The 22,634-nt window shown below is 63.2% G+C and carries 17 protein-coding genes and 1 tRNA gene; 12 read left to right on the plus strand and 6 right to left on the minus strand.

What is annotated here, in order from left to right; genetic code table 11:
* Positions 1–25: 25 nt before the first annotated feature.
* The 10 genes from AAFG13_RS24840 to AAFG13_RS24885 all read left to right on the plus strand — a co-directional run bounded on the left by AAFG13_RS24840 (position 26) and on the right by AAFG13_RS24885 (position 11,260).
* Positions 26–979 (plus strand): AraC family transcriptional regulator, encoded by a 954-nt coding sequence (locus AAFG13_RS24840; protein ID WP_342708517.1) that lies wholly within the window; start codon positions 26–28, stop codon positions 977–979.
* A gap of 508 nt (positions 980–1,487) precedes the next feature.
* Entirely contained in the window at positions 1,488–2,690 is a 1,203-nt protein-coding gene (locus tag AAFG13_RS24845; RefSeq protein WP_212316618.1) for an NAD(P)/FAD-dependent oxidoreductase, read from the plus strand.
* Positions 2,691–2,798: 108 nt separating this feature from the next.
* Positions 2,799–3,725: an MBL fold metallo-hydrolase gene (locus AAFG13_RS24850; protein ID WP_342713388.1), complete on the plus strand. Its 927-nt coding sequence runs from the start codon at positions 2,799–2,801 to the stop codon at positions 3,723–3,725.
* A gap of 118 nt (positions 3,726–3,843) precedes the next feature.
* On the plus strand, positions 3,844–5,016 hold the full coding sequence (locus AAFG13_RS24855; RefSeq protein ID WP_342708518.1) for a patatin-like phospholipase family protein: 1,173 nt from the start codon (positions 3,844–3,846) through the stop codon (positions 5,014–5,016).
* A gap of 34 nt (positions 5,017–5,050) precedes the next feature.
* Entirely contained in the window at positions 5,051–6,199 is a 1,149-nt protein-coding gene (locus tag AAFG13_RS24860) for an HlyD family secretion protein (RefSeq protein WP_342708519.1), read from the plus strand.
* A 36-nt stretch (positions 6,200–6,235) separates the two neighbouring features.
* A complete protein-coding gene (locus tag AAFG13_RS24865; RefSeq protein WP_342708520.1) occupies positions 6,236–7,855 on the plus strand; it encodes an MDR family MFS transporter in 1,620 nt (539 codons plus the stop codon).
* A gap of 31 nt (positions 7,856–7,886) precedes the next feature.
* A complete protein-coding gene (locus AAFG13_RS24870) occupies positions 7,887–8,351 on the plus strand; it encodes a carboxymuconolactone decarboxylase family protein (RefSeq protein WP_342708521.1) in 465 nt (154 codons plus the stop codon).
* A 32-nt stretch (positions 8,352–8,383) separates the two neighbouring features.
* Entirely contained in the window at positions 8,384–9,166 is a 783-nt protein-coding gene (locus AAFG13_RS24875) for a 3-hydroxybutyrate dehydrogenase (protein WP_342708522.1), read from the plus strand.
* 54 nt (positions 9,167–9,220) lie between these two features.
* Positions 9,221–9,931: an SDR family oxidoreductase gene (locus AAFG13_RS24880; protein ID WP_342708523.1), complete on the plus strand. Its 711-nt coding sequence runs from the start codon at positions 9,221–9,223 to the stop codon at positions 9,929–9,931.
* Positions 9,932–9,946: 15 nt separating this feature from the next.
* A complete protein-coding gene (locus AAFG13_RS24885) occupies positions 9,947–11,260 on the plus strand; it encodes a threonine/serine exporter family protein (RefSeq protein ID WP_342708524.1) in 1,314 nt (437 codons plus the stop codon).
* A gap of 301 nt (positions 11,261–11,561) precedes the next feature.
* On the opposite strand, the gene AAFG13_RS24890 is transcribed toward AAFG13_RS24885, so the two are convergent.
* From AAFG13_RS24890 to AAFG13_RS24910, 5 genes are all read right to left on the minus strand, one after another.
* Positions 11,562–11,651, minus strand: a tRNA-Ser gene (locus tag AAFG13_RS24890).
* A 720-nt stretch (positions 11,652–12,371) separates the two neighbouring features.
* Complete coding sequence (locus tag AAFG13_RS24895; RefSeq protein ID WP_342708525.1) at positions 12,372–13,823, minus strand: trehalose-6-phosphate synthase; 1,452 nt, start codon at positions 13,821–13,823, stop codon at positions 12,372–12,374.
* Positions 13,824–14,024: 201 nt separating this feature from the next.
* Positions 14,025–14,834, minus strand: coding sequence for a trehalose-phosphatase (gene otsB, locus AAFG13_RS24900; RefSeq protein WP_342713389.1), 810 nt, complete (start codon positions 14,832–14,834; stop codon positions 14,025–14,027).
* Positions 14,835–14,861: 27 nt separating this feature from the next.
* Positions 14,862–16,352 carry an MFS transporter gene (locus AAFG13_RS24905; RefSeq protein ID WP_342708526.1) on the minus strand — a complete coding sequence of 497 codons (1,491 nt, stop codon included), beginning with the start codon at positions 16,350–16,352 and terminating at the stop codon, positions 14,862–14,864.
* Positions 16,353–16,696: 344 nt separating this feature from the next.
* The gene (locus AAFG13_RS24910) at positions 16,697–18,730 is read right to left on the minus strand and encodes a methyl-accepting chemotaxis protein (RefSeq protein WP_212316596.1); all 2,034 of its coding nucleotides are present in this window, start codon (positions 18,728–18,730) and stop codon (positions 16,697–16,699) included.
* Positions 18,731–19,194: 464 nt separating this feature from the next.
* Between AAFG13_RS24910 and AAFG13_RS24915 the strand changes: the two genes are divergently transcribed.
* Positions 19,195–20,367, plus strand: a complete 1,173-nt coding sequence (locus tag AAFG13_RS24915; RefSeq protein WP_342708527.1) for an FIST N-terminal domain-containing protein — start codon at positions 19,195–19,197, stop codon at positions 20,365–20,367.
* Entirely contained in the window at positions 20,364–21,734 is a 1,371-nt protein-coding gene (locus AAFG13_RS24920; RefSeq protein ID WP_342708528.1) for a hybrid sensor histidine kinase/response regulator, read from the plus strand. Before AAFG13_RS24915 ends, AAFG13_RS24920 begins: the two co-directional genes overlap by 4 nt.
* Before the next feature lie 98 nt (positions 21,735–21,832).
* Here the strand turns inward: AAFG13_RS24920 and AAFG13_RS24925 are convergent, their stop codons facing one another.
* Complete coding sequence (locus tag AAFG13_RS24925; RefSeq protein ID WP_249132025.1) at positions 21,833–22,603, minus strand: response regulator transcription factor; 771 nt, start codon at positions 22,601–22,603, stop codon at positions 21,833–21,835.
* Between the last annotated feature and the right edge of the window lie 31 nt (positions 22,604–22,634).

The following is a 22,634-nucleotide window of genomic DNA, read 5'->3' on the forward strand; positions in this document are numbered from 1 at the left end:
GTCTTCTGACCCCGAGGACCGCTCCATGAACACTCCGGTCGTGCACGATCATTTGCAGGCATCTCAACCTCGTCCGTCCGGCGCAGGATCGAACAATTTGCCCGTCAGCGATCTGCATCCTGCCGACGCGGAGATGGCGCGTGTACTGAAGACATCGCCACTCCAAATAGCTTCCGACCCTTCCAATGGCTCCATCGCGCATTGGAAGCATGGAGCCCTGCACGACGTGGTTGAGCCCATGGCCGACCACGTTATCATGACCTACCCAACGGGCGTTCAGCGCCTCGAGCGACGGTCCGGAAAATCGGTTGCTGTTGGGACGGCGCGATCGGGTGTAGTGACGATCATTCCGGCGGGTTCGCGAGCCAGATGGGATATTCCTGGCTTTGTGGATGTCATCCAACTCTATCTCCCTCATGCAACACTCGAACGCGTTGCTCGCGAAGCCGAAGTTCCTGCGCCCGGCGATCTCCGGGAGCGCACGGGACATCCAGACGCCCTCACATCCTCGTTGCTGATAAGCGCTGCGGATTTGCTGGAGGGCAATGCGGCAATAGACGCGCTGTTGAGACAGCAACTGACCGACACTGTGGCGACGCGTATTCTCGCTGAGCACGCCGACGCGTCAACCGCATTCGGGCCGATCACTGGGGGACTTTCTCCACATGCACTGCGACGGGCGATCGAGCGCTTGGGTTCGGACAGTGATGCTGACGTCTCTCTTGCGGCTCTCGCCACCGACGCCGGCCTGTCTCGTTTTCATTTTTGTCGCGCCTTCAAGGAAAGCACGGGGCTTTCGCCCCATGCTTGGCTACGTCAACAGCGGCTCGAGCGGGCGATGAACTTGCTCCGCGATACCGACGCGGCTATCGCGGCGGTGGCCGCGGAACTGGGCTATGCTTCTCAAACGGCCTTCACCGCAGCGTTCAGGAATCTGACCGGAGAAACACCGAGCGATTGGCGACGACGCATGCGCTAACCGCAATCTCTCTTCAAAGACGTCAATCTCGCTGGCGCGGTTGCAGGTTTGATCCGCTAGATAAACAGGGTGCCCACGATCCATTAGACGGAGACGGACAATGATCTGGAAGCGCTTCGTGAGCCTCCCCTCTTTCGAACCACGACGAAGGATCGTCGCGACCACAATCGTGTACGGACTTTCACTGGCAGTTCGCTTCACATCAGCAACCGGTGATGAGGTGGAAATTCCGCCGCAGTCACTGCAGCACCCCAATCCAGGGATGTCCATCGTGACAAGGGACAGCGCCCAACTCCCCTACGCTGAATGGATTCCGAGCACCCCTCGGCCAATCTTGCTGCGCAGCGAATATCCGCGGCGAACACCGCCGGTCGCAGGCTGTCTCTCGCCCTAGACTACCGATTTCGTCTCACGTCTTCGCGCCATCATTGTCTGCAGAACGCTTGCCGCAAAAGCGGCGACGATGGCGCGCGCATGCCCGGAAGAACCGAACCACAGGAGTAGTCACATGAGACTCGTCATCATCGGCGCCGGCTTCGCCGGCATGTATGCCGCACTTTCCGCCGCCCGCCTGCGCGATATCCACGGCGTTTCGTCCGATACGTTTGAGATCGTGCTGGTCGCGCCGGAGCCCGCACTCGTGATTCGTCCGCGGCTCTATGAATCGAAGCCAGAGACCCTGACAGCGCCGCTCTCGGATGTGCTGAACGCCATCGACGTCACCTATATGCGGGGCAGCGCGGGGACGGTCGCCACGAAGTCCCGCACCGTAACCATTGCGACCGCAACGGGCACTAATGAGCTCTCCTACGACCGTCTGGTCGTGGCCACCGGCAGCCGGCTGTTCCGACCGGACATTCCCGGCCTTTCCGCGCACGGTTTCAGCGTTGATCAGCTCGACGATGCCATTGCGCTCGACAAGCATCTGCATGGCCTGGCAGGCCGGCCGGCAAGCAGCGGACGCGATACCGTGGTCGTTGCCGGCGGCGGTTTCACCGGCATCGAGGCTGCTACCGAGATGCCGGCGCGACTACGTGCGATCCTCGGCAAGGATGCCAAGCCGCGCATCATCATCGTCGAAAGGAACGCCGCGGTCGCACCGAACATGGGCTCGGATTCTCGTCCGGTCATTGAGGACGCACTGCGCAAGCTGGGGATCGAAACGCGGGTCGCTACCGGCGTCGCATCGCTCGACGAAGGCGGTGTCACGCTGTCCGACGGTGAGCGCATTGAAGCGGCGACCGTGGTTTGGGCGGCGGGCATCCGTGCCGCTCCGCTAGCCGCGGAGATTCCGGGCGAGCGTGACAGGTTCGGCCGACTGCTGGTCGATCGTGACTTGCGCGTTCCGGGGGTGGCTGGCGTCTTTGCCACCGGCGACGCCGCACGTGCGGCATGCGACGATGCCGGCAACTACGCACTGATGTCGTGCCAGCATGCGACCCGCATGGGCGCCTTTGCCGGCCACAACGCCGCCGCCGAGCTGCTGGGCAAGCCGACCAAACCTTATCACCAGAAAGTCTACGTCACCTGTCTCGACCTTGGCGAGGCTGGCGCGCTGTTCACGCGCGGATGGGAGCGCAAGCTCGAAATCGTCGGCGATGACGCCAAGAAGACCAAGCGCGAGATCAACACCGTCTGGATCTATCCGCCGAAAGCCGATCGCGCTGCAGCTCTCGCTTCAGCAGATCCGGAACAGGTAGTGAATCTCTAGTTGCCTCAAGCGAAGACGGCCGCGCTCCTCGACGTGCGCGGTCTGCTCAAGCACCACCCGACGTGAAACTTCACCACGAAGCAGGAGACCACAATGACTGTGAAACAGATGACCAAACCCGTCCCAGGCAACCCCTCACATTCTGGCACGACTGAGCCTGAAGAACTGGTGCCGTCGCGTTACGCACTGAAGGTCGGCGAGATCGAGGTACTCGTCGTCAGCGATGGGGTGCTCCCACTCCCGGCCACGATGCTGGCACATAACGTCGCCTCATCGGTTCGAAATGCCTGGCTGGATGATATGTTCCTGCCGTCAGACGCTTTCGACTGGGCGCTCAATGCGGTCGTCGTGCGCAGCGGCGGCAAGACCATCCTCATCGACGCCGGCCTCGGATCCGACCCGAATCTGCACCTGCCACGGGCCGGTCAGTTGATCCGGCGCCTTGAGGCCATGGGCATCGATCTCACGTCCGTGACCGACGTGGTGCTGACCCACATGCACATGGACCATATCGGCGGCTTGCTTGCCGACGGCATCAAGGAGCGGCTGCGTCCGGACTTGCAGATCCACGTGGCGGCCGCTGAGGTTAGGTTCTGGGAGGCGCCCGATTTCTCCCGCACCGCCATGCCGCAGGGATTCCCGGACGCGCTTCGCGCCACTGCCAGGCGCTTCGCGCAGGAATACCGCGACCAGCTCCGGCAATTCGACAACGAGCACGAGGTGGCGCCAGGAGTTGTGGTGTCTCGTACGGGCGGCCACACACCCGGTCACAGCGTGGTTCGCGTGGCCTCCGGCGGAGAGCGGCTGATGTTCGCCGGCGACGCCGTGTTTTCGGTCGGGTTCGACCACCCCGACTGGCACAACGGTTTCGAGCACGACCCCGAGGAAGCGACGCGGGTTCGCGTCCAACTGCTACGGGAGCTTGCCAAGACCGGCGAATTGCTGGTGGCCACTCACATGCCGTTCCCGTCCATAGGCCGGGTCGCAGTCGATGGCGACGCCTTCCGCTTCGTGCCGGCCTTCTGGGACTACTGATCGCTGCTCGGCTTGCAGCGAAACGAGGGCGCGAACGTCGCTGCGAAGACGCGTTCGCGCCCCGGCAAACAGGTCACGGAAGCGGCGGTTGATGCATTGGCTGCAACGGAGTTTGAACATGCTGAACGTGATGCGCGAGCGGACTAGCCAAGTACAGCAGACGAAGCCGCTGCCATACGACGTCGTCGCTCTGGTGCTGCAGGGCGGCGGCGCTCTGGGCGCCTACCAGGCCGGGGTCTATGAAGGCCTCCATGAGGCCGGGATCCGGCCCAATTGGCTGGCTGGCATTTCGATCGGAGCGCTCAATGCCGCGATCATCGCAGGCGCCCCAGAAGCCGAACGAGTAACACGACTACGCGAGTTCTGGGAAACCATCTGCGCCTGCCCGGTAGAATGGCCCGCCGGCGAAGGGCTCGGCGACGCCCTGCCGTTTGCTTTCGATTTCCGCTCGATCCACAACGCGTTTGCAGCGATGAGGGCCTTGTTTCAAGGCCAACCCGGCTTCTTCAAGCCGCGCTTCCCCTCGCCGCTCTGGTCGCCCTTCGCAGGCGATGCCGCGACGAGCTTCTACGACACTACACCGTTGAAGCAGACGTTGGAGCGGCTGGTTGATTTTGATCGCCTGAACTCGGGCGAGATGCGCGTCAGCGTCGGTGCCGTCAACGTCCGCACTGGCAATCTGACGTATTTTGACACCGCCGAGCGCCGGCTGGGGCCGAAGCATTTCATGGCGTCTGGCGCGTTGCCGCCCGGCTTCCCTGCCGTCGAGATCGACGGCGAGCATTATTGGGACGGCGGCGTGGTCTGGAACACGCCCCTTTCACGCGTACTGACCAGCGAACCACGTGACACCCTGACATTTCAGGTCGATCTCTGGTCGGCCAAGGGTCGCGTTCCCAGCGACTTGATGGAGTTGTCGAGCCGGCAGAAGGACATTCAATATTCGAGCCGGACGCGCGCGATCACTGATCAGGTGCGGCGGATGCAGACGATGCGTCGGGCGTTGCAGCGCACGCTCGAACGCCTGCCGGCAAACGCAAGGCAGGATCCGGAAATCCGCGCGATCGCGGAAATGGCGCGCCATCGCGCCTACAACATCGTCCATCTGATCTACCAATCCAAGGTCTTCGAGAGCCAGTCAAAGGACTACGAGTTCGGCCGGAGTGCGATGCGCGCGCATTGGCAGAGCGGGCTTGACGACATCCGCCGCACGCTGGCCGACCCGCGTCGCCTCGACCCACCAAGCCATGAGCTCGGCATCGTCACCCATGATGTTCATCGTCCCGATTAACCTTCCGTGCTTCCTGCAGACATCGGAGAAAGTCATGTCCACCCTCACCTACGCTCCCGAACAAAACACCAAGACCGGCCTTCGCACGTCCAGGCAGGCAGTCAGGCGGTCGGCGATCGCCTTCGCCGCAATACTCGGCGTCGCCGGCGCGGCCGCTTTCGCCCGCTACTACATCACGACCGGCCGCTATTTGCAGACGACCGACGATGCTTATGTGAAGGCTGACTCCACGATCATCGCTCCGAAGGTTTCCGGCTACATCTCCGATGTGCTGGTTGCCGACAACCAGCCGGTGAAGGCTGGCCAACTCCTTGCGCGGATAGACGATCGCGATTTCAAGACCGCGGTGGATCAGGCCAAGGCTGACGTCGCCGCCTCCGCGGCCGCCATCCGTAACCTCGACGCGCAGATCGAATTGCAGCAGCCGATCATTCAACAACAGGCCGCCCAGGTCGATGCGGCCGAAGCCAATCTGAAATTCGCACAGCAGGAGCGTGCCCGCTACGACGACCTCATGAAGACGGGCGCAGGCACAATTCAGCGCGCTCAGCAGACCGACGCGGCGTTGCGGGCGCAGACTGCGCAGCTGCAGCAGGGCAACGCCGGATTGTCCGCGGCCAACAAGACCGTCGAGGTGCTCTCAACCCGGCGTGCACAGGCCGTCGCGCAACTCGAACACGCTCGCGCGCTTGAGCAGCAGGCCGCGTTGAACCTGTCCTACACGCGAATCACCGCGCCCGTCGATGGCACCATCGGTGCACGCACACTTCGGGTCGGGCAATATGTGCAGGCAGGTACGCAGCTGATGGCCGTCGTCCCCCTCGATCAGGTCTACGTGGTCGCTAACTTCAAGGAGACGCAGCTCACCTATGTGCGCAATGGCCAGCCCGTCGAACTGCGCGTCGATAGCTTCCATGCGACCAGGCTGAAGGGGCATGTCGACAGCTTGTCGCCGGCGAGCGGCCTGGAGTTCGCATTGCTTCCGCCGGACAACGCCACCGGTAACTTCACCAAGATCGTGCAGCGCGTCCCGGTCAAGATCGTGCTCGACGATCGAGGCCTGAGCGGTCTGCTACGTCCCGGAATGTCGGCGGTACCAACCGTCAACACCAAATCGACTGTTGTCACGGAGGGCGAAGCCGCGGGCCAACTGGCCTCGCGTGGCGGCGCCCCCCGCAGTTGAGCAAACGCATTCTCCGACGCGTCCGAGGAGACAACCATGACCACGCGGCAAACCACCGCCGACGGCATTCCGGCCAGCGAACATCTGCCTTCATCCGCGGCGCCGGCGTCTCCCGTCGTCTCTGCGAAAACCTGGCTCGCAGTGACCGGGGCCACGCTCGGCGCATTCATGGCCGTGCTCAACATCCAGATCGTCAATGCCTCGCTTGCCGACATCCAGGGCGGCATTGGAGCAGGCCACGATGACGGCGGCTGGATCTCGACCTCATACCTGATTGCCGAGATCGTCGTGATCCCGCTGAGCGGCTGGCTTTCCCAGGTGTTCTCCGTGCGCATCTATCTGCTCGTTAACGCGCTCCTGTTCCTCGTGTTCTCGGCGGCATGCGCGATGGCGCTAGACCTACCGCAAATGATCGCGTTACGGGCCGTGCAAGGCTTCACCGGTGGCGTGCTGATTCCGATGGCGTTCACGCTGATCATCACGCTCTTGCCGAAGGCAAAACAGCCGATCGGGCTCGCAATGTTCGCGATCTCCGCGACATTCGCGCCGGCAATCGGTCCAACCATCGGCGGCTATCTCACCGAGAATTTCGGGTGGCAATACGTCTTCTACGTCAACGTCGCGCCCGGGGCGGTGATGATCGCCATGCTTTACGTTTCGCTGGAAGCGAAGCCGATGAATCTGTCACTGCTGCGCGAGGGAGACTGGAGCGGCATCATCACGATGACGATCGGACTGGCGGCGCTCCAGACCGTACTGGAAGAAGGCAACAAGGACGACTGGTTCGGTTCGCCCTTCATTGTGCGGCTCGCGGTGATCGCTGCGGTCGCACTGACGCTGTTCCTCGTGATCGAGCTGACCACGAACAAGCCGTTGCTGAACCTGCGCATTCTGCTCCGTCGCAATTTCGGCTTCGGCGTGCTCGCGAACTTTCTGCTCGGCGTCGCGCTTTATGGCTCGGTCTATATCCTGCCAGTCTATCTGTCCCGTATCCAGGGCTACAATTCGGAGCAGATCGGTATGGTGCTCGCGTGGACCGGCTTGCCGCAGCTCCTGCTGATCCCGCTGGTGCCACAACTGATGAAACGCATCGACCCACGCCTCATCATCGGCATCGGCTTTGCGCTGTTCGCGGCCTCCAACTTCATGAACATCTACATGACCAACGACTACGCTGCCGATCAGTTGTTCTGGCCGAACGTCGTCCGTGCGATCGGTCAGGCCTTGTGTTTCGCGCCGCTCTCTGCTGTCGCGACCTCCGGGATCGAGCAAGAGAACGCCGGATCTGCATCCGCCCTGTTCAATATGATGCGCAACCTTGGCGGCGCGATCGGGATCGCCGCACTACAGACGCTGCTTACCAACCGCGAACAATTCCACTCCAATCTGCTTTCGCAGCAGGTCACGATGTTCGAGCAGGCGACCCGCGCTCGGCTCGATCAACTTACGCAGTATTTCATAAGCCATGGCGTCATCGACCGCGCCGACGCTATTCACCGTGCCTACGTCGCGATTGGGAAGATCATCCAGAAGCAAGCCTTTATCCTCGGCTTCAGCGACACGTTCTATCTGCTCGGCGTCTCGCAACTCATCGCTCTGGGCGCAGCGCTCATGCTCACCAGGCCCGACCGCCTCGACGGCGGCGGCGCCCACTGACGACCATCTTCAACCCCGAAGGAGAACGACCATGAAGCCCCGCATGAATTTCTATCAGGCCGCACCCGAGACCATCAAAGCACTCACCGCTGTCGAAATCCAAATCCAGTCGTCTGGGCTCGAATTGTCGCTGATCGAGCTCGTCCGGACCCGCGCCTCGCAGATCAACGGTTGTGCCTTCTGCATCAACATGCATACACAGGATGCACGCAAGCACGGCGAAGCAGAACAGCGGCTCTATCTTCTCGACGCCTGGCGGGAGGCTCCGCTCTATACTGATCGCGAACGCGCCGCGCTGGCCTGGACCGAGGCGCTGACCTTGATCGCCGAGACGCACGCGCCTGACGACGTCTACGAGGAGCTACGCAGGCACTTCTCCGAAGCCGAGGCGACGAACCTGACGATTCTGATCGGAACCATCAACGCCTGGAACCGGCTCTCGATAGCCTTTCGCGCGGTGCCGCCCGTGAAGGCAAAGCCTGCGACGGCTGCCTGATTTTTCCGTCTCAATCAGCGAAAGGAATTCCCATGTTGAAGGGAAAAGTCGCAATCGTCACCGGATCGACCAGCGGTATCGGACCGGGTATCGCGAAAGAATTGGCCCGGCTTGGTGCCGACCTGGTGTTGAACGGCTTCGGCGATACCGCGGAGATCGAGGCGATCCGTAGCGGTATCGGACGTGAGCACGGCGTGCGTGTCGTCTACGATGGCGCCGACATGGCAAAGGAGGAGGCCGTGCGCGGTTTGATCGCCGGGACGGTCGAGAAGTTCGGGCACCTCGACATCCTGGTGAACAATGCCGGCATCCAGTTCACCGCGCCGGTGGAGGAATTTCCTGCGACGAAGTGGAATGCAATTCTCGCCATCAATCTGTCGGCCGCATTTCACGCCATTGCCGCTGCAGTTCCTCAGATGAGAAAACAACGTTGGGGGCGGATCGTCAACATCGCCTCGACCCACGGCCTCGTCGCGTCCACCCACAAGGCCGCCTACGTTGCGGCCAAGCATGGGCTGGTTGGCCTCACCAAGGTGGTCGGCCTGGAGACAGCCGGCAGCGGCGTCACCTGCAATGCGGTCTGCCCGGGCTGGGTGCGAACGCCGCTGGTCGAAAAGCAGATCAGCGACATCGCGGCGCGAAAGCAGATCGGTCAGAAGCAAGCCGCCGAGGAGATTCTGGCTGAGAAACAGCCGTCTCTGGATTTCGTCTCTCCCTCGCAGCTGGGCGGCACCGTGGCCTTCCTTTGCTCTCCGGCGGCAGACCAGATCACAGGTGCGGCGATCCCGGTCGACGGCGGCTGGACCGCACAATAACGAAGCGAGCGCCGCAACGGCGCCTGTCCCTAACAGAGAGCGTGGAGGCCTATCATGGCTGCAGAGCAGAAAGTCGCTATCATCACGGGCGCGTCGCAAGGTATCGGCGAAGCGCTTGTCAGGGCATATCGCGATCGCGATTATCGCGTCGTCGCGAACTCCCGCTCGATCAGGCCGTCGTCTGATCCGAGTATCCTGGCCGTTGCCGGCGATATCGCCGATGCCAAGACGGCAGAACGCATCGTGTCGCAGGCAATCGAACGCTTCGGCCGCATCGATACGCTGATCAATAATGTCGGCATCTTTATCGGGAAGCCATTCACCGAATACACGGTTGAAGATTACGCCAACATGCTGGCGATCAATCTCAACGGCTTTTTCCATATCACCCGTCGCGCCGTCGCGGAAATGCTGAAGCGGCGAGCAGGGCACATCGTGCAGATCACCAGCAGCCTCGACGAGAACGCAAATAGCCAGGCGCCGTCGGCGCTGGCGGCCTTAACGAAGGGTGGTTTGAACGCCGCAACGAAGTCGCTCGCAGTCGAATATGCGAGCCGCGGTATCCGCGTCAATGCTGTGGCACCTGGCGCGGTCAAGACGCCAATGCATGCGCCAGAAACGTACGACTTCCTTGCCAAGCTGCATCCTGTCGGACGGATGGGCGAAGTGCGCGACGTCGTCGACGCGGTGATGTATCTCGAAGGCGCCAATTTCACCACCGGAGAGATCCTGCATGTCGACGGTGGACAGAGCGCCGGGCTCTAGGGCAGGAGCATTGTCATGCCGGTCGCCGCTCGAGAGCGCGCTTTGGCCGCTTCTTCCGGATGCCCATCTGCGCCCGGCCTCGCATTCGATTTCGGACCGCCAGCGAACGAGACATCACTTGGCATCGTCGCGCTGGCGGCCGCCCTCCTTTTCAAGAACGGGCAGACCACGGAACGGATGGCGGTCACAGTCGAACGCCTCGGACACGGGTTGGGCCTGCCCGTGCGAGTTCTGCCAGATTGGGACAAACTCACTATCGAGATCGACGGCACATCCCTGTCGCAGACCGTTCCCACAAAACCGCTGGGCGTCGACATGAACAGGGTACTTGCTGTCAGCAAGGTCATTGATCGACTGTGCGACGGCTCGCTACGCCTGGAAGAGGCACGACCAGCACTGTTGTCGGCAGGAAATCTGCCGCCGGTATCCACGCTGCGTTTCACCTCATTTGCAGCTACCGGCGCGGCATCGCTCGGGGTGATCTTTGGCGCGCTCGAAATGACGAGCTTGATCCTGATCGCCGTGAGCGCCGCCCTCGGTGCGCTCGTCCGCCGCTGCTGGCTGTCAGGCCTCGGCACCAACCCTTTCATTCAGCCGCTTTGTGCCGCGCTCATCGCCGGGAGCGTGGCCGTCATATCTTCCACCAGCCTGCATCTGCCGAGCTCAGCTCTTGTCGCATTCTGTCCCTGCATGGTGCTGGTGCCTGGTCCACATTTGCTCAACGGCGCAATCGATCTCGTACGCACGCGGATCGCACTTGGCATCGCGCGCCTGGCTTACGCCGGCGTCGTCGTGCTGATGATCTGCTTTGGTCTGCTCCTGGGCCTCACAGCCGGCGGCGCCGTCCCGCCGGCGGCTGGATCTTCGGCGCCGGTTCCATTCTTGGCCGACGTGATTGCGGCAGGATGCGCCGTCGCCTCCTTCGGCACTCTCTTCTCGATGCCGTGGCGCACGTTGCCATTCCCCATCGTAGCCGGCATGCTGGGGCATGCGGCTCGCTGGGCACTGATCTCGCTCGCGGGCACGAATGTCGCAACTGGAGCGCTTGCCGCCTGCATCCTGATCAGCATCATCGTCACGCCGGTTGTAGACCGACTACATTTGCCTTTTGCCGCGCTCGGCTTCTCCGCGGTTGTTTCTATGATACCAGGCTTCTTTCTTTTTACGGCGGCGAGCGCCGTCGTCGCGTTGATCTCGGCCGGTCCGCGCGCACCGATAACTCTGCTGACTGACATCGCGGTAAACGGGGTCACGGCAATTCTTGTCATCCTAGCCATAACTTTCGGGCTGATTTTGCCACGCATGCTGCTCGAACGATGTCACTCGTGATTTTGCGCAACCTTTGTGCCTCGCATCATTTGGGGGCGCGGTTCGTGCGCGAGGGTCTGAATGATGTTTACTCCGGTCGCACGGATTCGGCCGCAGGCAGATCGTAGGAGGTTGGCTGAGCGAGAGAGATTCGAAATCGGCCCCCATGAGGGCCTTGTTTTTCGCCGGAACGCCGTGGATTCGGAGAAAACGCATTCTCCAGCCCATTCACGGCCGGATTTCTCCAAGGCGAGAAAATGAACGAAAACGGCCGAGTTTTCGGGCCCGCCTCCGCTTCGAGGTACGAAATTTTAGGGCGAGGTGGCGGAGAGAGTGGGATTCGAACCCACGGTACGGTTTCCCGCACACACGCTTTCCAAGCGTGCGCCTTAAGCCACTCGGCCATCTCTCCGGGAGGCCTCTCTTGAAGGGCTGAGGCGGATTTTGCAAGGGAGCGCGGGGCCGGACCGCGAAATTTCCCCAATGGATTGAAAATATTGGGTAAATTGGCGGCAACATCAACCGCACCCGGCGGCCTTGCTTGCCGCGGCGCGCGATTTTGGCCGCTGGCCGGTCAAAGACCGGCGCAAATCAGGCCACACAATCGATCGGCCGATCCTCGTCACGCCGAGGTGCGCAATTGCGCACGGGGGGCATGCGGCTTCACCCCCGGCTTTCGACCTTTGCTTGGGGGCCTATGGGTGCGATCGGCACCCGGCTTTCCCTGCGCCCTCTGTTCAAGAGAGAGGACGGAACGAGATGCAAGACTCGGACAATCATGTCGCGAGAACGCGGAAGTATCTCACAGGCCGTGCCACGCATTCACCGTCGTCCCCGCGAAAGCAGGGACCCATAACCACAGACGGTTATCGTTGAAAGACGGTGGAACGACGAGTCCCGTTCACTACACAGGCCGCGGAGCATGGGTCCCTGCTTTCGCAGGGACGACGCCCGGAAGAAACCGCGACATCTCGGCTCAAGCACTCTGGATTACTGGATCACCCGCTTTCGCATGCGCGGGTGACGACACCGAGTGGCCGTTTGACATTTTGAATCGGAAGACAACGATGCACGACAATGGGCAAGCGCTGGCGTGTCCATCGTCGCTGTGCGCTGGCGAACTCGTGCTCGCTCAGTGATATCGCGCGGCAAAATCCGCCGTGCGGCGCGGCCACAGGCTTGGTGGCTCCGGCAGCGCCGCGGCACCCGCACTGTGCGTATCCTGGAGCGCCTCGATGAAATCGGCGAACCATTGCTGGATCGTGCCGCTGTTGAGCTTCTCCATCATGGCTTCCCAGCGCATCCGCCGCTCGGTCAGCGGCATCGCGAGCGCCATCGCCAAGGTGCGCGCCATGCCGTCGATGTCATGCGGATTGACCAGCAGCGCGGCGTCGAGCTCGTTGGCCGCACCGGCGAATTTCGACAGCACCAGCACGCCGGGGTCCGCCGGATTTTGCGCGGCGACATATTCCTTGGCGACAAGGTTCATGCCGTCCTGCAACGGCGTCACCACGCCGACCTGCGCGGTGCGGTAGAGCCCTGCAAGCACGCCCTGGCCGAAACCCTTGTTGAGATAGCGGATCGGCGTCCAGTCGACCTCGCCATGCACGCCGTTGACGTCGGTGACGAGCTTCGCCACCTCGCTCGCGAGATTGCCATAGGCCTCGATCGCACCGCGCGACGGCGTTGCGATCTGCAGCAGCGACACCGAGCGCTTCAGGTTCGGATGCACCGACCACATACGGTCGAACGCCTTGATGCGGTTGACGAGGCCCTTGGAATAGTCGAGCCGGTCGACGCCGATCGCGAGCTTCTCGCCGTTGAGGCTGCGCCGCAGCCGCGTCACGTCGGGATGCATCATCGCCTTGGTGGCCTGCTGCGCGAACTTCCCGGGGTCGATCCCGATCGGAAACACCGCAGCGCGGGTGTGCCCGAACGGCGAACTGATCACGCCGTCGCGCACCGCCAAATCGAGATCGTTCTGCACGTAGCTCAGGAAGTTCTCGCAGTCCTCATCGGTCTGGAAACCGATCAGATCATAGGACAGCATCGCCTCGATCAGCTCGCGATGATTGGGCACGCCCGCGATCACCGCGCGCGCCGGCCACGGCGTGTGCAGGAAGAAGCCGATCGGCTGCGTGACGCCGAGATCGCGCAGCTCGGCGCCGAGCGCGAGGAAATGATAGTCCTGGATCCAGAACACGGAATCAGGCTTGCGGAAGCGCAACAACGCGCGCGCCATGAACGCGTTCACTTCGCGATAGCTCTTGTAGTCTTCGTGCGACGCACGGATCAGATCCGCGCGCGAATGCATCGCGGGCCACAGCGCCGAATTGGCAAAGCCTTCGTAGTAGCCGCCATAGTGCGCGGCCGGCAGATCGAGCATTGCCAGCGCACCGGCGCCGAGAGCTTCGACCTCTGCAAAAGGTTCCTTGTGGTTCCCGTCGCGAACACGTCCGCTGGAACCAACCCATATTGCCCCTGTCTTTTCCACCACCGGCAACAATGCCGCAGCCAGCCCCCCCGTCATGGGTTCATTGGGTTTTCCGCGCGAGACGCGGTTCGATACGACGACGAGGTTCACCCGGTCCCCTCCTGTTGGTCAACTCGCGTATTAACAACCATTCATCAAGATGGTTCCTGATCAAGGAATCTCCCAATTGAAACCAAATTCTGACAAACGCGCATGGAACTCGCGGGAACTCGCGAAAAGAAAATTTCATGCGAGGTTGACGCAACGACGCAAAAGCACCGCATTCGACTCGGCTGCGATGAATGTGACTCGTTAGGACAGGCTGACGTCCCTATCATTGTCGAGCAGTTGTGCGAGAAATTCGCGCACATTGCTCGGCGCGTCGAAATGTCCGGCGACGCCGGTGGCGCGACGGCCTACGGAAAATGCGAGACCGTTGAAATCGGGCATGATCGCGAACACGGTCTCGTCGGTGACGTCGTCGCCGATGAAGAACGGGCGGCGTCCCTTGAAGGGCTCATGCATCATCAGCTCTTGCACGCCGGTCGCCTTGGTGAAGCCGGAATGCTTGATCTCGCAGACGCTCTTGCCCGGCAGCACCTCGATCGGCGCAGTCGGCAGCTCGGCGCGGATCAGCGAGACCGCCTCATAGATCGCCCGCTCCGCCTGCGGCGCCAGCCGATAGTGCAGCGCCAGCGAATAGCCCTTGTCCTCGAGCAGAATGCCGGGGCTGAGCTTGGCGATCGCGGCGAGGCGGCGCTTCAATTCCTTGTCGAGCGGCGGCGCGTGCGCGGCGACCGCTTCGCTGTCCGGCTGCAGCCGCATCTCGGCGCCATGGCCGCCGACCGCGGGAAACTGGTCGGGCGCGAAGATCAGGTCGATGTCGTTGAGCGAACGGCCGCTGACCAGCGCCAGCGCGCCGCCGGTGCGATCATGCAATTGCTTCAGCGTGGTCGCGAGCTCCGGCGGCACCCAGACCTCGCGCGGCGTCGGCGCAAAATCGAGCAAGGTGCCGTCGATGTCGAGGAGCACCGCGGTACGATCCAGCGGCGGAATCAGCGATGCCGGCGCCGGCATGCTGCCGGTCGTCGCATTGGGGGGGATGTCATCATCCAGGGGCATTCCGGCCAATTCATGCTTCGTCATAGTCTACTCCACAAATGCCAACGGTCGCGCGACAGATTCGAGCGGTTTTCGCTCGGCCGCGACGGCATAGCGCCATGCGACGGCTGCGGCGACCAACATGAGTGCCGACCCCAGCAGGTAGCCGGCGAACACGCTGTTGCGCGATCCGGTATCGATCAGTACGCCGAACAGCGCCGGCCCAATCACGCCACCGATGCCGGTGCCGACAGCATAGAAGACGGCGATCGCGAGCGCGCGGACCTCCAGCGGAAACGTCTCGCTGACGGTGAGATAAGCGGCGCTCGCCGCCGGCGAGGCGAAGAAGAAGATCACCATCCAGGCGATGGTCTGGGTCTGCGCGCTGAGCACGCCGATCGAGAACAGATAGCCGGACAGCGCCAGCAGCACGCCCGAGATGCCATAGGTCAGCGCGATCATGGTGCGGCGGCCGAGCGTGTCGAACAGGTGGCCCAGCAGCAGCGGCCCGAGGAAGTTGCCGGCGGCGAATGGCAGGATGTACCAGCCGACATTGCTGGCGGCGATACCGAAGAAATCGGTCAGGATCAGCGCGAAGGTGAAGAAGATCGCATTGTAGAAGAATGCCTGCGCGGCCATCAGCGTCAGCCCGACCAGCGAGCGCTGCCGATAGGTGGAGAACAGCGTCACCGCGACCTCGCGCAGCGGCGTGTGATCGCGCATCCGGAGCCTGATCTTCTCGAAGCCTTCGCTCGGCTGTTCGTGACCGAGCACGGAGGTTTCAATCTCGGCGACGATCCTGTGGGCCTCTTCGGGGCGTCCGTGGATCATCAGCCAGCGCGGGCTTTCCGGAATCCACATCCGCATCAACAGCACGACGAGGCCGAGCACCGCGCCGGTGAAGTAGGCGATCCGCCAGCCGTGGTCGGGCGCGAGCAACGCAGGATCGAGCAGGACGATGGCGCTCACCGCACCGATCGCGGCGCCGATCCAGAAGCTGCCGTTGATGACGAGATCGGTCCAGCCGCGATAGCGCGCCGGCACCAGCTCCTGGATGGTCGAATTGATCGCGGTGTATTCGCCGCCGATGCCGGCGCCGGTGAGGAAGCGAAACAGCGCGTAGCTCGCGACATTCCACGACAGCGCGGTCGCGGCCGTCGCCGAGAGATAGAGCGCGAGCGTGATGAAGAACAGCTTCTTCCGGCCGATCCGGTCGGTGAGCCAGCCGAAGCCGAGCGCACCGAGCACCGCGCCGGCGAGGTAGGCGCTGCTGGCAAGCCCGACATCGGCGTTGGAAAAGCTCATCGTCGGGCTCTCCTTCAGCGCGCCCGACAGCGCACCGGCGAGCGTCACTTCGAGCCCGTCGAGAATCCAGGTGATGCCGAGCGCCAGCACGACGCGGGTGTGGAAGCCGCTCCAGCTGAGATTGTCGAGCCGAACCGGGATCGAGGTCTCGATGATGCGGTCGTCATTTGGCGTGACTGGAGCCGCCGCCTCGTGCGTCGTCGCAGAGCTCAACTGTGTCCGCTGCAGTGTCATCAGAATGGACCAATGAGAAACGCCCCGGAACGGTGTGTTCCAAGGCTCTCTTTCCCAGGATTGCGGCAAACGAGTGCCCGCCACGCGATGTCAACGCCGCAGCCCGGCAAGGGTTCCCGCAATGCGGGAGAGCTAGGAAAATCGCCTTATTGCTGAAAGCAATCCGAGCGGGGTTGATTTTGTCGTCCCGGCGAAAGCAATTCGTTCCGTCGTCCCGGCGAAAGCCAGGACCCATACGCCGCGGCCATGGCAATGGGCGCGCGGCGAATTGCACGTATAACAATAACGATTGGTGGTAATGGGTCCTGGCGTTCGCCAGGACGATGATGGATAGACCAGCGCGCTTACGCCGCGCGGATGTTCGCCATGAAGCGATCGAGCTCCTCGCGCAACCGCGAGCTCTCGACCGACAGCGAGCGGGCCGAGTTCAGCACCTCTTCGGAGGCGACTCCCGTCTCGGTGGCGCCGCGGTTGACTTGGGTAACGCTGGAAGCGGCTTCCTGGGTGCCCTGCGCGACGTTCTGCACGCTGCGCGCGATCTCCTGCGTCGCCGCGCTCTGTTGCTCGACCGAGCTAGCAATGTTGGTCGCGATCCCGGAGATCTGCCCGATCGTGCCGCCGATCTCCTTGATCGCGGCGACCGATTCCTGCGTCGCGGCCTGCATGCCCGAGATGTGGGTGGAGATCTCGTCGGTGGCTCTCGCGGTCTGGCTCGCCAGCGACTTCACCTCGGCGGCGACCACCGCGAAGCCGCGGCCCGCATCGCCGGCGCGCGCAGCCTCGATGGTGGCATTCAGCGCCAAGAGATTGGTCTGCTCGGCGATCGCCGTGATCAGCTTGACCACGTCGCCAATCTCCTGCGCGGCGCGCGAGAGCTTGCCGATCCGGGCATCGGTCTGCTCGGCCTGACGCACGGCAGAATCGGCGATCTGGCTGGATTCCTTGGCGCGGCGGCCGATCTCGTCGACCGACGCCGACAGCTCCTCGGTCGCGGAAGCAACCGACTGCATGTTGCTGGAGGCTTCCTCGGAGGCGCCGGCGACCTGGCTCGACAGGTTCTGCGTGGTCTCCGCAGTGCGGGTCAGCGTGCCTGCCGCGGATTCGAGCTGCACGGCGGAAGCCGACACATTGGAGACGATCGAGCCGACGGCGGATTCGAATTCGTCGGCGAAGCGAATCAACTCGGTGCGCCGCGCGGCCGCGCTCGCCTTGTTCTGCGCTTCCTGGGTCGCGGCATCGCGCTCGGCCTTGGCGACCGCCTGGACCTTGAACTCCTCAACGGCGCCCGCCATCTCGCCGAGTTCGTCGCGACGGCCGAGGCCCGGCAGCACCACGTCGAAATTGCCGGCCGCAAGCTCGCGCATCGCCGCACACATCGCCGCGATCGGGCGCGAAATGCCCTTGCCGAGCAGGAAGGCCCACACCAGCCCGAGCACGAAGCTGCCCGCGGCAAGCATCAGGATCAGCTGCTCGGTGTCGCCGATCATGGAGTGCGATTCGTTCTCGAGCCGCTTCTGGTCGGCGAGCAGGTCGGACTTCATCGCCGCCGCACCCTGGCTGATAGCGGCTGCGGATTCCGTCATCTCGACTGTCAATTCGTCGATCGACTTCGCATTCGCGATCAGCTTGGCCAGCGCCTCGCGGTACTCTTCAAGCAGCCCGGTGATGTCCTTCACGCCCTGGGCGATCCGCTCGTTCTTCGAGGTGATCCCCTTCACGAGATTGTCGGCGAATTTCAGCCGGGCGAGCGCGCTGGTGGCAACGGTCTTGTCGCCGTTGACGACGAACGTGTTGACGGCGCCGGTGATCGACTGCAGCTGGTCGGCGACCTTCTTGGCACCGAACTGAATCGACTGCAGCTCGGAATCGTCGGCATTACTCGGCAGATCGTCGAGCTTGTAGCGCATCGAGGTCGCACTGCGGACCAGCTTGTTCTGCGCGGTCTGGGCGCTCTCATCCTTGATGCGGACGATCTCGGCAAAGATCTTGGTGAAGGCGCGGAATTCACGCTCCAGCTTGGTGACCTGCTCGAGCCGGGCCGGATTGCTGGTGCCCTTCATCGACGCCACGATGGCGTCCTTCAGGCTGGCCTCGGCGGCGAGCGCGGCCTTGGCGTCGTCCTCCTTGCCGGTGGCGACGTAGTAGCGCGCCTGCGAACGGTAGGAGATCAATTCGCGATCGATGTTGCGGGCAAGGTCGGCTTCCGCGACGCTCTGGCGGTAGGAGCCGACTCCGGCGGAGACCCGCTCGAAGCCCATATAGGCAAAGCCCATGGTGGCTGCCGACAGCGCCAGCGTCACGGCAAAGCCGAGCATGATCTTGGCTTGAAATCTGAGGGTTGGGAACCTGATCGACAGCGATCGCTTGAGTCCCGGCATTCCAACCCCCGTCTTCATTCTGAAAACCACGCGGGGTCCGGCAGCAACCCGCCCCAGCCCCCGGAGGGCAAAACTAAGGCAGAATCAATAAGGCCCGGTAAATGGGCAACAGGTCAGCCAATTCGGCGCGCTACTACCTTGGTCGGGCTCGGGGGGTGGGCAAGGCGATTGACGCGCGGGTCCGGCTAGATACTTTAGAACCGATCAAACCTGTCCCTGCCCGGGCCGGGAGAACACATCGGGAGGTGTCCCATGTCATCGCGTCGAGCGGCGCCGTTGGCGCTTGCGGCGGGCGCAGCTGCCGGCGAAGTCGCCCGGCCAATGACATTTCCCCTCACGACCTAGAAGATGCCGCCGGGCCTGACCGCAACCAATCGCGGCATGGCCCGTATGCCCTTACGACCCGCGCTGTCACGACGGGCCGCGCCAAGAAAAACAAAAAATTCTGGTCAGGGAGAACGCCTTTGGCGAAGCAGAACGGCAGCGCCACCGACAGTATTGTCGTGGTGCAGGCAAAGACCGGCGGACCGCAGGAAGCCGCCGACGAGATCGCGCGCCAGTTGACGGCGGCTGATCTCGCCATGCTCGTGGTGTTCGTGTCGCCGTTCTATGACCCGAAGGAATTCATTGCCGAGCTGTCGAGGCAGGTGGGCGACGTTCCGATCTTCGGCTGCACCACCGCGGGCGAATTGTCGCCCGGCGGCTGGGATGAGGACAGCGTCGTCGCGATGGGCTTCAACGCGGCCGATTTCGTCATCGCGGCCCGGCCGCTGTTCGATCTCGCGACGTTCCGGGTCGATCATGGCCGCTCGATGTGCACCGAGTTGCAGAGCGAATTCGCGCAACGCACCGAGCATTGCGATCACACCGACGATTCCTTCGGGCTGCTCTTCATCGATGGCATGTGCCAGCGTGAGGAAACCATCATGTCGGCGATCTACGCATCGCTCGGCGACATTCCGGTGGTCGGCGGCTCCGCCGGCGACGGCCTGCGCTTCGAGAAGTCGTGGATCTTCTACGGCGGCGAAGCCTTTACCGACGCTGCCGTCCTGATCCTGATCCGGACCCGGCTGCCGTTCCGCACCTTCAAATGCGACCATTTCGAGCCGACCTCGACCAAGATGGTGGTGACCGAGGCCGACATCGAGCACCGTATCGTCAAGGAATTGAATGCCGAGCCCGCCGCGCTCGAATATTCGCGCGCCGTCGGCCTCAGCGACAGCAAGCTCGAACTGTTCTCCTTTGCCGCGCATCCGGTCCTGGTCCGCGTCGGCGGCGCCTATTACGCGCGGTCGATCCAGCGAACCAATCCCGACGGGTCGCTGCAGTTCTTCTGCGCGATCGACGAGGGCATGGTGCTGACAGTGGCGCGCGAGCGCGACCCGATCGACGTGACGAGCCGCCTGCTCCAGGAGTTGACCGAGGAGCTCGGCGAGGTTTCGATGTTCATCGGCTTCGAATGCGTGCTGCGCCGGCTCGATGTCGAGCAACGCCAGCTGTCGCGGGAGATGTCGGAGCTCTATCGCCGCAACAAAGTGATTGGCTTTCAGACCTATGGCGAGCAGTATCGCTCCATGCATGTCAACCAGACGCTGACCGGCATCGCCATCGGCAAGCGGGCTGTCGCGCCGCAATGACCGACAGCAAGACCACGCGCATTGCGGCCCTCGAACGCGAAGCCGAGAAGCTGCGCAAGATCAACGCGGCGCTGATGTCGCGCGTCGAACGTTCGACCGACCAGCAGCTCAATGCCTTTTCCCTGTTCGAGACCGCGATCGCGCTCGATCAGCAGGTGCGCGACCGCACCCAGCAGCTCAAGCAGGCGCTGCAATCGCTGGAAAAGACCAACGGACGCCTGCTGCAGGCCAAGCAGCAGGCCGAGGCGGCAAGCTCGCTGAAATCATCGGTGCTGGTTTCGGTGACGCACGACCTGTTGCAGCCGCTCAATGCGGCGCGGCTGACGCTGTCCGCGCTGACCGAGATGGCCAGCGAGCCGAAGAACGGCGCGCTGACCGACCAGATCGACCGTTCGCTGGCCACGCTGGAAGACATGCTGCGGACGCTGCTCGACATCTCGAAGCTCGATGCCGGCGTGCTCAGGCCGGAATTCGGTCCGGTCGCAATCGCCTCGCTGTTCGAGCAGCTCGAGCAGGAATTTGTGGCGACCGCGGCCAAGCGCAACCTCGGCTTCAAGATCATGCCGTCGTCGGCGGTGGTCCGCTCCGATCCGCTGATGCTGCGCCGGATCCTGCAAAACCTCGTGGCCAATGCGCTGCGCTACACCCAGCGCGGCACCGTGCTGATGGGATGCCGTCTCAAGGGCGACGACATCTGCATCGAGGTGCATGACACGGGGCCGGGCATCCCGGAAGCCCAGCGCGAGGCCATCTTCGTCGAGTTTCAGCGCGGCGACGCGGGCGCCGGCGACAAGGCGGGCATCGGGCTCGGCCTTTCGATCGTGCGCCGGTTTGCCGATTTGCTCGGCCATAACATCAGGCTGAGTTCGCGCGCCGGCAAGGGCTCGGTGTTCTCGGTCACCGTACCCCGCACCTTCGATCCGGTTGCGATCGCAGTACGCGAGCAGGCCAGCGTCGACTACCGCTATGGCGGCATGGAGGGCGCCAAGATCCTGCTGATCGAGAACGACCTCTCGAGCGCCGAGGGCCTTGCCCATCTGCTGGAGAAATGGGGCTGCGACGTCGCAGTGACGATCTCCAAGACCGAGGCGCTCGAGCGCATCCACGCGCTGGACGGCATCCCCGACGCCATCATCGCCGACCTGCACCTCGACAATGGCGAGACCGGCATCCAGGCCGTCGACGTGATCCGCGGCGAAATCAACGCCAAGGTTCCGGCGATCATCGTGACCGCCGACTACTCGGCCAAGGCCGCCTCCGACGTCTCGGCCTTTGGCCACGAATTGCTGAAGAAGCCGATCAAGCCCGCCGAGATGCGCTCGCTGCTGTCGTTCCTCTTGGCGGCCGAATCGAATGCGCGGTTATGACCAGAGCGTTTTCGAGCGAAGTGGATACCGGTTCGCGTGAAGAAAACGCGTCAAGATAAGAACCTAGAGCCCCGTTCCGATTCCATCGGAACGGGGCTCTAGGCGCCGTGCGACGGCGGCGAGGCCGTCACCGGCGCATGGTCGTGCTTGCCGAAATCCAGTTTCGACAGCGCGATGATGGCCTCGGTCCGGCTGCGCACACCGAGCTTCCGCAGGATCTCGGAGACATGCACCTTGACGGTGGTGACCGAGATATCGAGCTGATAGGCGATGTGCTTGTTCTGCAGGCCGTGGCAGATCATGTCGAGCACGCGAAGCTGCTGCGCGGTGAACTGGCCGAGCTGCTGCACCAGTTGCTTGGTGTCCGCCTGGCCCTTCCGTGCGGCAGCCGAATCGCGAAAGCGCGTCGGCAGGCACACCTCGCCTTCGAGAATGCCGCGCAGCAGGCGCGCCAGCTCGAGCTTCGGCGTCGACTTCGGAATGAATCCGGAAATGCCGAGCGCGATCGCGCCGCCGATGATCCGGGAATCGTCATGCGCCGACACGATCACGAGCGCGCTGCGCGGCGCGGCGGCCCGCACCCGGTAGGCACCGAGCAGGCCCGTGGTTCCCGGCATCGACAGATCGAGCAGGATCAGATCGAGGCCGTCGCGCGCGGCGATCACGTCGAGCGCGCCATCGATCGAGGTCGCCTGCAGCACCTCGGCGTCGGGAAACTCTGCCCTGATCACACCGATCAGGGCAGCACGGAACAGCGGGTGGTCCTCGACGATCAGCAGTCGAGGCGCACCCGCTCGATCGACCGGCGGCTCGTCCGCCAGGGGCGCGGTCGTGGTCAATGCTGCGCCGTCCTCCCTCGGATCGCTCATGACAGCCATTGTGCGCAGGACATTATCTCAA

The organism is Bradyrhizobium sp. B124 (genome assembly GCF_038967635.1).
Lineage (GTDB): Bacteria > Pseudomonadota > Alphaproteobacteria > Rhizobiales > Xanthobacteraceae > Bradyrhizobium.